The organism is Sporosarcina sp. NCCP-2331 (assembly GCF_023707945.1).
In the GTDB taxonomy this organism is placed as follows: domain Bacteria; phylum Bacillota; class Bacilli; order Bacillales_A; family Planococcaceae; genus Sporosarcina; species Sporosarcina cascadiensis.
Window position 1 is genome coordinate 12,603 of record NZ_BRCD01000014.1, and the last position, 13,213, is coordinate 25,815.

The 13,213-nt window shown below is 48.3% G+C and carries 12 protein-coding genes; all 12 read right to left on the bottom strand.

What is annotated here, in order from left to right; genetic code table 11:
* Positions 1 to 77: 77 nt before the first annotated feature.
* The 12 genes from NCCP2331_RS09755 to secA all read right to left on the bottom strand — a co-directional run bounded on the left by NCCP2331_RS09755 (position 78) and on the right by secA (position 12,975).
* Positions 78 to 329, bottom strand: a complete 252-nt coding sequence (locus NCCP2331_RS09755; protein WP_153720634.1) for a CsbA family protein — start codon at positions 327 to 329, stop codon at positions 78 to 80.
* A gap of 14 nt (positions 330 to 343) precedes the next feature.
* Positions 344 to 1,516, bottom strand: coding sequence for a PDZ domain-containing protein (locus NCCP2331_RS09760; protein WP_194841022.1), 1,173 nt, complete (start codon positions 1,514 to 1,516; stop codon positions 344 to 346).
* A gap of 288 nt (positions 1,517 to 1,804) precedes the next feature.
* On the bottom strand, positions 1,805 to 2,056 hold the full coding sequence (locus NCCP2331_RS09765; RefSeq protein ID WP_251670317.1) for a hypothetical protein: 252 nt from the start codon (positions 2,054 to 2,056) through the stop codon (positions 1,805 to 1,807).
* The gene (locus tag NCCP2331_RS09770) at positions 2,053 to 3,486 is read right to left on the bottom strand and encodes a S41 family peptidase (protein WP_251670319.1); all 1,434 of its coding nucleotides are present in this window, start codon (positions 3,484 to 3,486) and stop codon (positions 2,053 to 2,055) included. Before NCCP2331_RS09770 ends, NCCP2331_RS09765 begins: the two co-directional genes overlap by 4 nt.
* A gap of 67 nt (positions 3,487 to 3,553) precedes the next feature.
* A complete protein-coding gene (locus NCCP2331_RS09775) occupies positions 3,554 to 4,144 on the bottom strand; it encodes a redoxin domain-containing protein (protein WP_251670321.1) in 591 nt (196 codons plus the stop codon).
* Entirely contained in the window at positions 4,141 to 4,797 is a 657-nt protein-coding gene (locus NCCP2331_RS09780; RefSeq protein WP_251670323.1) for a hypothetical protein, read from the bottom strand. Before NCCP2331_RS09780 ends, NCCP2331_RS09775 begins: the two co-directional genes overlap by 4 nt.
* A gap of 74 nt (positions 4,798 to 4,871) precedes the next feature.
* Positions 4,872 to 6,197: a murein hydrolase activator EnvC family protein gene (locus NCCP2331_RS09785; protein ID WP_228550970.1), complete on the bottom strand. Its 1,326-nt coding sequence runs from the start codon at positions 6,195 to 6,197 to the stop codon at positions 4,872 to 4,874.
* 19 nt (positions 6,198 to 6,216) lie between these two features.
* Positions 6,217 to 7,101, bottom strand: a complete 885-nt coding sequence (gene ftsX / locus NCCP2331_RS09790) for a permease-like cell division protein FtsX (protein ID WP_153720640.1) — start codon at positions 7,099 to 7,101, stop codon at positions 6,217 to 6,219.
* Positions 7,091 to 7,777, bottom strand: a complete 687-nt coding sequence (gene ftsE, locus NCCP2331_RS09795) for a cell division ATP-binding protein FtsE (protein ID WP_251670325.1) — start codon at positions 7,775 to 7,777, stop codon at positions 7,091 to 7,093. Before ftsE ends, ftsX begins: the two co-directional genes overlap by 11 nt.
* Positions 7,778 to 7,973: 196 nt before the next feature.
* On the bottom strand, positions 7,974 to 8,315 hold the full coding sequence (cccB, locus tag NCCP2331_RS09800) for a cytochrome c551 (RefSeq protein ID WP_153720642.1): 342 nt from the start codon (positions 8,313 to 8,315) through the stop codon (positions 7,974 to 7,976).
* 1,027 nt (positions 8,316 to 9,342) lie between these two features.
* Positions 9,343 to 10,444, bottom strand: a protein-coding gene (gene prfB, locus NCCP2331_RS09805; RefSeq protein WP_251670435.1) for a peptide chain release factor 2 whose coding sequence is annotated in 2 segments (ribosomal slippage) — positions 9,343 to 10,371 and positions 10,373 to 10,444 — 1,101 coding nt in all. Because the reading frame shifts where the segments join, the coding sequence is not laid out codon by codon here.
* Between the two features lie 32 nt (positions 10,445 to 10,476).
* On the bottom strand, positions 10,477 to 12,975 hold the full coding sequence (gene secA, locus NCCP2331_RS09810) for a preprotein translocase subunit SecA (protein WP_251670327.1): 2,499 nt from the start codon (positions 12,973 to 12,975) through the stop codon (positions 10,477 to 10,479).
* Between the last annotated feature and the right edge of the window lie 238 nt (positions 12,976 to 13,213).

Below are 13,213 nucleotides of genomic sequence, written 5' to 3' on the forward strand. Positions count from 1 at the left end.
GCTAAAACAGCAAAGCTTGATTTACGGAACAAAAACGCGGTTTTCAAAGAGGGACTCTCCTTTGAAAACCGCTTATTTTATTCTTCGATTTGATTTTCCCGTGCATTCTTCACCATGCGCGATGCAAACCAGAATCCGACCGTCAATGAAACGGCGTCCGCCACATACAGCAGCCAGTTATGCGTATACCCTGCATAAACCGAAGCCGCAATCAGCGCTAGCGTCAGAACGAGGCCGACGACATGATGAAAAGTCACTCTGGTGAAAAACACAACTAACAGCCCAGGCAGAAAAATCGCCAGCAGAAGCTTCGTTTCAAAATCTTGCATCGCACTCTCTCCTTTTACCGCACGACCAGCATGCCCAGACGGAAATGATCGTGGCGGTACAGCACTTGCTGTTTCAATCGCACTTCGCCGTCCCGTCCGATGACTTGCAGGCGGCAGTGAGCAGCGTTTATTTGAATCGCATCATATAGTTCATCTTCATTGTGAATCGTAATGCCGTTGACCGACTTGATGAGATCGCCGGGAATGATCCCCATTTTCTCTGCCGGTGAATCTTCCAGAACGGAAACAACGAAAATCCCTTCTGACTGAGGAACCAATAAAAGCGCATGTTTTCGTTCGGTAATCGACAGGAGAATGGACAGGAAAATCCGGCATACGACGCCTGCGATGAGCGCTGCCCAGCCGAGAACCGGCATCCAAATTGCACCGATGCCTACAGCCGCAACCGCAATGCCAAGCCACGCAACGGCCGCACCTATTTTAGGGAACAGGATGTCCGGGAACGAAGCGCGCGCCATTTGTGAAAAGCCGATGACCAGCGGAACCGGAATCAATGAAAAACTCTCCGAACCGAGCGTGAACTGCGGCCAGTACGGTACGTATTCCGCAAGCATATGACCAGGCACAACCAGCACGATCGGAACAATCCACAGCAATTTAGCCTGGTAGACCGCTGCACGCAATCCGCGTTTCGTAGGCGTTAAGAACGGTGAAGCATGGCGGCTGGCATAGCGCCTGATCAATAATCCTTCCGTCACTAAGAACAGTCCTGCGATGACAGGGACCGTCACGGCCATCGTGCCGAAAAAGTCCAGCTCTTCTTGCACAAACCAATCCTTTACCGAAAAGCCTGATGCAAAGCGATCTAGCGCATACAATCCAAAAAACGCAATCGCTGCGTAATAGACCGGTGAAGCCAGTTTATAGGAAAACGAAATAATGGCGAGCAGCATGACAACAGATAAAAGGACAATCCAGTTGAAATCTACAGTGAGTCCGGCGCCGGCAATCAGGATCGACAGCACAAGCCCGTATAGCCAGCCGGATGAAATCGCATGTTTCATTTCAGTCAATCCGGAAAGCACACGAATTGTAAAGTCCCGCCGCTCCCGTTTCACGCGCACATAGCCAAGCAAAACAGCAGCAAGCACTGCCGCCAGCCACACCGGATTCAAAACGAAATAGAGGATCGCTTCTGTAATGTTATTCAGTAGTTCACTAGACATGATGATCACCTTCCCGCTCGTCCAAACAACTCTTTTACCCATTGTACAAAAAATGAAAGCAAATAGCGAATGCCTACTTGCTGAAAATGGCTATTTTGATAGAGATGAGTAAATAGTTCTGCAGAATTTTTACTGTTATGAGCGGCTGCAGATGCTGTATGAGCGAGTTTCATTGGCGTATGATCACTTGAGCCAGGAGTATGAGCGGCTGGCACGGCGGCATGATCACTTGGACGGGGCCAATGATCACTCGAACGAGGCTAATGATCACCAGAGGACTTTTCATGATCACACGCTGCCCGCAGCTTGACTTGCAGCCGTGCCATTCGCCCCCGCCGCGCGAAAAACGCACTGAAGCGAGCCAAAAGCAGCCGGCAGCGAACCTTTCACAACCAGCACCGCACGTATCCGGCCTCCCGGCGAACCAATCCAGCACCCAGCCGCACCATTCGCCCCTTCCCGCCATTCACCCCAGCTGCACCCGCCCCCAATCAAAAAAGAGACCGCCGCAACTTCCCCGGCAGCCCTCCCTTTTATCATTCCCCTAATTCATTCACCAGAAAATCGACAGCCATCCGCAGCTGCTTATCGTTCTTTGGTTCATTGCGGAACTCTTCGACCGTCTCTTTCAATGCGGTGAAAAATACGCGGTCCATCGATTTGCTTTCTGCAATCTGGCGGTCTGCGCGAAATGCAAGGACTGCCGCAGCGGTATCTTTGTCGTAATAGCCGTCGGTGCGGCCGGGCTGATAATCGAGCGCCTTCAGCATCCGCTGCGCATAAGCGATCTGCTCATTGAAATGCCCTTCTTTGAACGTCTCCGTCACCATCTGCAAGTGCTCCGTGAACAGGACGCTCTGCTTCACTTCGATGTCCGCGGCGACCCCTTTGCCGTGAATCCACTTCTCTTTCGGCGTCAGCCATTTATTTGTCGACAGTTTCAGTTCGCCGCCGTTCGATAATTCCATCGTTTCCTGCACGGTACCTTTACCAAAACTCGTCGTGCCAATCAAAGTTCCGCGTTTCAAGTCTTTCAGCGCAGCGCTCAGCACTTCACTGGCAGACGCACTGCCCGTGTCCTGCAACACCACTATCGGAATTTGCTTGAGCCGTTCATTGAACTCGAGTTTCTCCGACTTCTCCGTCACGATCGGCGCCAGACTGCCCTGGGCATCCTGCATCACTACAAACACCTGATCTTCTTCCAGTAAGCTCGCAGAAATCTCGGACACCGCCATCAAATAGCCGCCCGGATTGCCGCGCACATCAATAATGACTGCCTGTGCGCCTTGCTTTATGACGTCAGACGTCGCTTTCTGCCACTCTTTCGCCGTCTCTTCACCAAACATTGTCAGTGCTATGTATCCCAATTTAGCACCCCGTTCCTCAAGCAGCTGATGATTGACCGATTGCACAGGCATCGTATCGCGCTCAATCGTGTATTCCATATGCTTATCCGCATCTGGCCGGAAAATCGTCAGCTTCACTTCGGTCCCTTTTTTACCGCGGATCGAATTCACGACTTCCTGCAGCGTTTCATTGCCCAGCCGTTCACCGTTTACCCGCACAATTTCGTCATATGGCTGCAGTCCCGCTTTTTCTGCCGGCCCGCCTTTAATCGGAGACACGATAATATACTTGCCGTTCGTCCGCGTTACTTCCGCCCCGATTCCAACCCTTGAGCCGGCTAGCGATTCCCGGTGCGACGCTGCTTCCTGTTCGGTCAGATACGTCGAATAGGGATCACCGATCGTATCCGTCATTCCGCGGAGCGCCCCTTCAATCAGCATGTCCTTTTCAACCGGATAAACTGCTTTCTCCTGTATCGCTTCATACGCCTCATCGATCACAGGATATTTACTGACCGACTGCGACTGCTTAGACTCCGTTTTTCCACATCCGTTCAATCCGAACAGCACAACGCCGAGTAACATCATGATTCCCACTAAAAAAAGCCTGCTCCTACGCATGCAACCCCTCCTCCCTCCACTATATGAAGGCAGACAAGAAGTTACGACACAGGAACAGACTCTTTTTTCAGTCCATGAAATCGACTAATTCATTCAGTGTTTTTTCATCCAGCGGCCCAATAACCTTCTGGGCGATGCGTCCTTTTGTATCAATCATAAATGTCGTCGGCATCGAGAATACACCGTACGTATGCGTCACCTGCGCCGTTTCATCCAGCGGTATCGGGAAGCTCAGCTTATAGGACTCCACAAAATTCTCCACCTCACTAATGCCGAGTTTCTCAGATTCCGTCACATTGACAGCGATCAGTTCGACCTGATCTTCTTCTGTTAGTTTCGAATAAAAACTTTCCATATGCGGCATTTCTGCTTTACATGGCGGACACCAAGTGGCCCAGAAATTCAGGATGACTTTCTTCCCTTTTAATTCAGAAAGTGTCACCGTTTCACCGGCAAGTGTCTCCAGCGTAAAATCAGGCGCCGGCGAATACTGCTCAAGCCCCTCTTCTTCTGCCTGCTGCCCCGGCAGGTCTGCCGCAGTCTGCGACGGTTCAATCGGTTCAATTTCAGGCTTGCCCACTGTATTTTTCACCATCAGGAAAACCAACGTGCCGACTACAAGTGCACTCACAATATAGCCAATCATTTTTTTACTCATCGTAATTCTTCCTCTCTATGTAGCGATTTCCCTGCAAACTGCTGCACCAGAACGAGCAGCACTCCTCCGCTGATTGACGTGATGAGCGGCAGACTCATAAAAACTCCGGGCTGCAATGCGGAAACCATCAGATGCACTGCAATCCAAATAATCGATATATCACTGACAGTGTTGGTGTGTTTCTTATAAATCCAGAAAACGAACACCCATAGCAGCGCAAACAAAATAATGGTCATACTTTTTATCAGAAGACTTCCTTCATTTAGGAACGTCATGACAATCTGATATACCGCCTGCCAGCTGACGAACGCAAGCAGCAGCGACCATTGCTCTTCGTATTGCCATTTCTCTCTTTTATTCTGCCGGAGCGTTAATAAACCTGTGATGAGGATGGCCAGTATCCAGCCGACTGTCCCGCCGTGGAAATACAGAATAGACAGCGGATAATGAATGACTGTTGAAAAATCGGTCAGAATCACAGAAAGTTTCCAAATGATCACAAGGTTTAAAAAAATATTTCCGATCCGCTCGCCCGCCGCTTTCCCAAAGTATATGCGAATGAAAAGGTAGGTCATGACGAAACCCGCAATGACTGCGATCCAGGATGACGGCACGATAATGGAGCCAATCGGATAATACTGTGTTACAGGCATCGCCAAGTCTCTCCCATCTGTTTACATATGAAAAACCCGCCGTATGAAAGGCAGGTTTTTCATTTGATGCTATATCAAAAAGACACATAATGCAAAGGGTTGACCGCGCTTGGACCGGATGCAGAGAAGTTACCTACGTGTAACTCAAAATGCAGGTGAGGTCCTGTAGAGAAGCCTGTAGTGCCTACGGCTCCAATATATTGACCCTTAGAGACATGCGCACCGGAGCTTGTACTGATCGATGACAAGTGTCCGTACACTGTCGTCAGGATTTTTCCGTCGACAGAATGAGTAATCATGATGACATTACCAAATCCGCTCATGGAGCCCGCATACGATACGACGCCATCCCCGGCTGCTACAACCGGAGTTCCCATTGGTGCCGCTAAATCCATACCGCGGTGCTGTTTCTTCGCATGAGTGATCGGATGCGTACGCCATCCAAATCCTGAACTGTATCGGCCGTTCGTCGGCTTTGTCCAGAATCCGCTTGATACTGCCGGCAGATTGCCTGGAGAAGCGGATGAACCACCGCTCGATTGACTTTGCTGCTGCTCACGTTCGCGCTTGGCTGCCGCTTCTGCACGGCGTTTTTCTTCCGCTTTACGCGCTACTTCAGCCAAACGATTCTGCTCAGCTACGATTTGTCCTTCCAGCTCGGAGCTGATTTCAATCGCATCATTGTATTCTTCTTCTAAATTTGTTTTCTCTTTTGACAGCTTTTCTTGCTCCGCCTGCAGTTTATTGACAAGCGTATTCTTTTCTTTCTTCTTCGCATCCAGTTCATCTTTCATTGCCTGGATTTTCTTCTTGCGTTCTTCTTGCTCTGCCAGCTTTGTCTCGACTTGCTGCTTTTCATCTTCAAGCTGCGCGATATCTTCTTCCTGCTGGCGGATAATCTTTCGGTCTGCATCCATCAATGTCGTAACAGCCGAGAATCTGTCAATGAAATCCGAGAAACTATTCGCGCCGAGAAGCACGTCCAGATAGCTGACCTTGCCGCCTTTAATCTGCATTACCCGTACACGCTCACGCAAGACTTCATCGCGCTCTGCAATACGAATTTCCAGTTCTTTAATGGACTCTTTCAGCTCTTTAATCTCTTTTTTCGTCTGATCCATTTCTGCAATCAAATGATTCATATTGCTGTTCGTTTCATCAATTTTTGCATTCAGCTTCTTGATCTGGCCCATCAGCTCTTCCGCTCTCGTCTGCTTGACCTGAATCTCATTTTCTTTCTTTTGAATCGTGGAATTTAAACTGTTCTTTTTATTTTCTACCGCATTTTTCTCATTTTGCAGATCCTTCAGTGTACTTGCCGAAACGCCTGCACCGCCAACTACTGTCGACAGTAGCAGGACTGACAAAACACCTGAGATGATTCGGTGTTGCTTTTTCAAATCCCAGTTCCCCCTTCCATTACACTTTCAAAAATTTCCGTACGGACATAAAGCTTCCCCACACGCCAATGAATACTGCGATGAACAGAAGCAACCCATTCAGCTGCAATAAAAACGGCATCGGTTCCAGCAAATGAAACAGTTCATTCTGCAATTTGGATTCCCATAAGTTAAATAGCTGAGAATACGCGACCGTTACCAATATCATCGGTAAAATCGCACCAAAAATCCCGAGCCACACTCCTTCAAGCATGAATGGAATCCGTACAAAACTATTCGTTGCACCTACGAGTTTCATAATCTCGATCTCTGTCCGTCTTGCGACAATCGTCAAACGGATCGTATTGGATATGAGGAACATCGCGGTGAACAATAAAGCGAGAATCAGTCCCAGTCCAACATTGCGTCCAATTTTCAGGACATTGAACAATTTTTCGACCTTGCCTTCTCCGTATTCCACATCGTATGTATGCTCATATGTACCGAGTTTCTTGGCGATTGCTGCGGTATTTTTCGGATCGGCTGCTTTAATATAAAAAGCATCACCGAGCGGATTGCTCTGCTTATACAGCGCAAGCTCATCCCCGAATGACTGGATCATTTTCTCAAGTTCCTGATCCCGCGTTGAATAAACCACTTCTTCTATACCCGGCGTCTTTTTTATTTCTGCCAGAAGCTGCCGGACTGCTGTTTCATCGGCTCCGGGATCTGCAACCACTTTGATCTCCACGTCATTTTCGATATTGTCTGCCAGCTGATTCAAGTTCATCATGATGACAAAAAACACACCAATGAGCAGGAGCGTCACTGTGACGGCGCTGACCGATGCAAATGTCATCCAGTTATTCCGGCTGAGGCTCTTGAAGCTTTCCCGCAAATGACGTTTCAAGGTTCTAAATTTCATAGCGGTACTCTCCTTCATACTCATCGCGGGTAACGAGGCCGCCTTCGATCTGAATAACCCGATGCCGCTGGGTATCTACTATTTCTTTGTTATGCGTAGCCATGACAATGGTTGTGCCGTGCTGATTGATCCGTTCAAAGATACTCATGATTTCCCATGATGTATCCGGATCGAGATTTCCTGTCGGCTCATCCGCAATTACCAGTTTCGGTGAATTGACGATCGACCGGGCTATCGATACCCGCTGCTGTTCACCGCCTGACAGTTCATTCGGGAACATTCTCGCTTTCTGTGTCAGTCCGACCAGCTCGAGCACTTCTGTCACTTTTGTTCGAATGACACTCGGAGTCTCTTCAATTACTTCCAGCGCATAGGCTACATTCTCGTAAACATTTAATTTCGGAAGTAATTTAAAGTCTTGGAAGACCACACCGATCTGCCTTCTCAAGTACGGTACTTCTTTGCTGCGCATTTTCGTCAGATCTGTACCGTTGAAATATATCGTACCGCTGGAAGGAACTTCTTCCCGGTACATCATCTTAATGAAAGTGGATTTTCCTGCTCCACTCGGCCCGACGACGTAAACAAATTCGCCTTTCGCAATCTCTACATGGATTCCGTTAGAGGCGACAACGCCATTCGGGTACTTTTTGTACACATTCTTCATAACAATCATACAGTTTTAACCACCTGAATTTTGTTTTCTCTTCATATTCGCCATTTCAATTATAGCATGATTCGACATAGCAAGTATTACAGTTATGTATCAAATGGTCAAAGCATGTGTATTAATAGAAAAACGTGCCGAATGCTCGCCACGAACGAAAAAGCCATTCTTAAGAGAGTCTTAAGAATGGCCGATTATTACAGGATTATTTCTTTTCAGCTAACCAGGCAGCTACTGCGTCTGCTTCGTCGCCTTTCAGCATTGGAGGCATTGCGCCTTTACCGTTGGTTACGATGTCATGGATTTCTTCTTCAGAGTGAGTCGCGCCTGCTTTCGCAATGGATGGAGCGTTGCCCTGTCCTTCAAGGTTAGATCCGTGACAAGATACACAGCTAGTCTGTACGACTTTCTCTGCATCTACACCTGATGTTTCAGCGCCGCTGTCGTTTGTGTCAGCCGGTGCGTCAGATGCGTTGTCATCGCCTCCGCCACATGCGCCGAGTACTAATGCTGCTCCGAATAGTGTTGCTAATAATTTGTTCTTCATGCAATATCCTCCCTCTTGCTAATTATTTTCTAACATCCTTAAGTATACCAAACCTTTTCCGTCCCACATCGAGCAGAATTGACAAGTTTTCAAATTATATTGAAGCGTTGCCGGTGCTTTTTGTGGTTTGGGCGGATTTGTGGTGAGTACACTGTATAGTATTGACCGTTTGTGTGGAAGTTAAACATGGTTTTTGAAAGTTTTTGTGGAGAGTTTGTGTTGTGGAGAGCAGGGGTGTGCAGGGAGACCGTTTCCCTGCGTTCCAGGCGGACGCGTTCCGGAGGGCTTGCGGTAAGCCAAGCGAACAGCGAGGGGTTCGCTTTGCCGTATTTTTGCGCTCTTTGCAAAAATTAAGGCAATACAGGGTGCCTTCTGCCATCTTCTTTCGCTTCGCTCCCGCAAGTTGTCTTACCTGTCGGGCTGATCCTCCCGGAGTCGCCGCCTGGAACGAAGGTACACTGGCTTGTTTTTCAATACTTTTTGTGTCAGCTGGCAGTACGAGCATGCTATTTTGGGCTATTACAATAGGTAAGGTTTTTCATGCAATACTTATTATTCTGCAAAGGCAAAGATTCTTGTGATCAATGCGTTTGCAAAGTCGCGAAACTGGAGCGTACACCAACTAAATCTGCACTATTCGAAAAAGCAGCATAATATACTTTCTCCAACACCAGCGAAGGCGCAACTGCGGAGTGGCTATGAGCGCGAAGGCCGGTTCAATGATCACGGTTGGTTGCAGTATGATCACGCGGCCGAGCCTAATGATCACTTGGCCGGTATATATGAGCGGCTGAGGCTAGGCTATGAGCGCTTGGGGGGATACTATGATCATCCCGAAGTTTCTTTGGCAGGCAGTCGCGCCTATAAGCAATCCCCCAGCGCCGAAGCGAGTTCAAACTGAAAACGTTCCTGTGTAAACTTCCTGCAAAGTCGAGAAACGGAACTAAACTACATCTCACTACACAAAGTAGCATACTCCATCCATAAAATTTCATACAAAAAAAGTGCATTTCTGCACTTTTTTTGATTAGGATATTCTTGAACGCAAGTACGCATTGATGAATGGGTCCAGTTCGCCGTCCATTACGGAGCTGACATTGCCTGTTTCTTCATTGGTACGGTGATCCTTTACCATGGAGTACGGATGGAAAACGTAGGAGCGGATCTGGCTGCCCCAGCCGATTTCTTTTTGCTCGCCGCGGATTTCCGCAAGGCGTGCTTCTTCTTCCTCTACTCGGATCTGGTAAATTTTCGCCTTCAATAAATTCATCGCGCGCTCACGGTTTTTGATCTGTGAACGTTCTGTCTGACAGGTGACGACTGCGCCTGTCGGGATGTGCGTCATCCGTACGGCTGAGTCTGTCGTGTTGACGTGCTGTCCGCCGGCGCCGCTTGAGCGGTACGTGTCGATCTTGATGTCTTCTGTCTTCAGATCCAAATCGATGTCGCCGTCGAATTCAGGCATGACTTCAATGGATGAAAACGACGTATGGCGTCTTCCGGAAGAGTCGAACGGTGAAATGCGGACCAGACGGTGAACGCCCTTTTCCGCCTTCAAATAACCGTATGCATTATGCCCTTTGATGCTCAATGTTACGGATTTTATACCCGCCTCGTCACCCGCCTGATAATCAAGCGTCTCGACTTTGAAGCCATGGTGTTCGGCCCAGCGTGTGTACATACGGAGCAGCATCGATGCCCAGTCCTGAGACTCGGTTCCGCCTGCGCCTGAATGCAGTTCAAGTATGGCATTGTTTTTATCGAATTCATCGCTTAACAGCATTTGCAGATCGAATTTATCCATTCGTCCTTTGAACTCTTTTAATTCGGAAACAAGTTCGTCCTGAAGTTCTTCGTCTGCTTCTTCTTTCAGCAGTTCGTGTGTCATTTCGAGATTTTCTTGTTCTTCGTTCAATTCGTTGTATTCGCCGACGATGTCTTTAAGTCCATTGGATTCGGAGATGACTTTCTGCGCGCCGTCCTGGTCGTCCCAGAAGCCTGGCTCGAGCATCATTTCATCGAGTTCCTGCATTCGTGCCTCTTTGTTTTCTAAGTCAAAGAGACCCCCTAAAGTCCGCTAATTTCTTAGCTGTTTTGTCGAGCTCGTTCCGAACATCGGATAATTCCATCATAATTGTTTCCTCCTGGGTTGTTGTTTCTCTTACGCTTTGCCGTGGCAATTTTTGTACTTCTTGCCGCTGCCGCACGGGCATGGGTCGTTGCGGCCGATGTTGACTGTGCGGCGAATTGGTTTTTTGGCTGCAGGTTCGCTGCCTTCTTTCGGGTTGTTGGCCTGGCCTTTTGCTACTTCTTCGCGTTCCAAGTTATTGCGGATTTCTGCTTTCATGACGTACTTGGTCGCATCGTTTTCGATAGCCATGAGCATGTCTTCGAACATCGCAAATCCTTCTGCCTGGTACTCACGGAGCGGATCGTTCTGTCCGTATGCGCGCAGGTGAATTCCGTTGCGCAGCTGATCCATCGCGTCGATGTGATCCATCCATTTCGTATCGATCGCTCGCAGCAGGACAACTTTTTCAAACTCACGCATACGTTCTTCGGACATTTCCTGCTCTTTTTCATTATAGCGGTCAATGACCAATCCGTGAATGAATGATTGCAGTTCTTCAGGAGATTTATTTTCAAGCTCCTCAACTGTCACTGAATCTTCCGGCAGTAAGTTTGCTTCGAGATAGTCTTTCAATCCTTTTGCAAACACTTGCTTCTCATCGGTATGGAGCGCTACCACGCGTTCGATGGCCGATTCGAGCATGCCTTCCAATATAGGACGGATATTATCGGAACTCAATACTTCGTTACGTTCTTTATAGATGACTTCACGCTGCTGGCGGAGCACGTCATCATACTGTAATAGACGCTTCCGCGAATCAAAGTTATTGCCTTCCACACGTTTTTGCGCAGATTCTACAGAACGTGACACCATTTTTGACTGGATTGGCGTCGTATCGTCCATACCAAGCTTTGTCATCATCGATTTCATTTGTTCGGAACCGAAACGGCGCATCAATTCATCTTCCAATGAAAGGTAAAACTGTGTGACACCCGGGTCTCCCTGACGTCCGGAACGACCGCGGAGCTGATTATCGATACGTCTGGACTCATGACGCTCGGTACCGATAACCGCAAGTCCGCCGACTTCCTGAATATGGTCGCCGAGTTTAATGTCGGTACCGCGTCCGGCCATATTCGTCGCAATTGTCACGGCGCCTTTTTTACCGGCATCCAAAATGATCTCCGCTTCGTGTTCATGGTTTTTCGCGTTCAGTACATTATGCGGAATGCCGTATTTCTTCAAGAATGCTGAAATAATTTCAGATGTCTCAATAGCGACCGTACCGACCAATACCGGCTGGCCTTTTTCATGACGTTCTTTAATGTCTTCCGCAACTGCTTTATATTTCCCGTCCATCGATGCATAGATCAAGTCTGGACGGTCGTCGCGCGCAATCGGTTTATTCGTCGGAATCGCGATAACGTTCATATTGTAAATATTACGGAATTCTTCTTCTTCCGTCTTCGCTGTACCGGTCATGCCGGCCAGTTTTTCATACATCCGGAAATAGTTCTGGAATGTAATCGTCGCGAGCGTCATCGACTCATTCTGTACTTCAAGACCTTCCTTCGCCTCAATCGCCTGGTGCAGACCGTCACTGTAGCGGCGGCCTTTCATCAGACGTCCCGTGAAGGAGTCGACGATGACGACTTCGCCTTCTTCGACGACGTAATCTACGTCATTATGCATGCTGACATGTGCTTTCAATGACTGATTGATCGCGTGGTTGAGTGAGACGTGCTGCAGATCGAACAAGTTGTCGATGCTGAACGCCTTCTCCGCCGCTTCAATCCCCGACTCCGTCAACACAACGCCTTTCGTTGACTCATCGAATGAATAGTCTTCTTCTTTTTTCAATGTAATGATGAAGCGGTTCGCCAGACGGTACAGTTCCTGCGATTTCGCAGCCTGACCGGAAATAATCAGCGGTGTCCGCGCTTCGTCGACTAAAATGCTGTCCACTTCATCGATAACGGCGAAATGAAGCGGCTTCTGTACTTTGTGTTCATTGTAAAGAACCATATTGTCACGCAGATAGTCGAAGCCCAGTTCGTTGTTTGTGCTGTACGTCACGTCACACTCATACGCTTCCCGCTTTTCGTCTTTACCCATGCTGTTCAGGTTCAGCCCGACACGCATGCCAAGGAATTCATAGAGACGGCCCATTTCTTCAGCGTCACGGCTCGCCAGGTATTCGTTGACTGTTACGACGTGGACGCCTTTGCCAGTCAGTGCATTCAAATAAACGGCAAGTGTGGAAGTCAGTGTTTTACCTTCACCGGTTTTCATCTCTGCGATATTGCCTTCATTCAGTGCAGCTGCACCCATGATCTGTACGCGGAAAGGATATAGACCGAGTACGCGTTTAGCGGCTTCTCGAACGACCGCAAATGCTTCGGTTTGCAGGTCCTCGATCGTTTCGCCTTCTTGGTAACGTGCTTTGAGCTCGTCAGTTTTTGAAGCAAGTTGTTCATCTGACAGCTGTTCCATGTTGTTCGCCAATGCTTCGACCTGGTCTGCTATTTTTTCGAGACGTTTCAGGTCCCGTTTGTTCGGATCAAACATTTTATTCAATACGCCAAGCATTTATGTCACATCCTCATTAACTTCATCAATCAAGCAGCAGTTTCCTGCGAGTTGTTGGGGCTTTTTCAGCAAGTATCAGTAATTTTTGAGTCACACTCCATTTTAACATTGTCAATAGGCTGGTGCAAATGGTCTGCTATAAAGTTTACTGTTTAAAATGGGATTTGCGCTGCAGGCGGACGCTTTCCGCGGGCACGGCCTCAGCCAAGCGAACAGCGGAGAGTTCGCTTTGTATAAT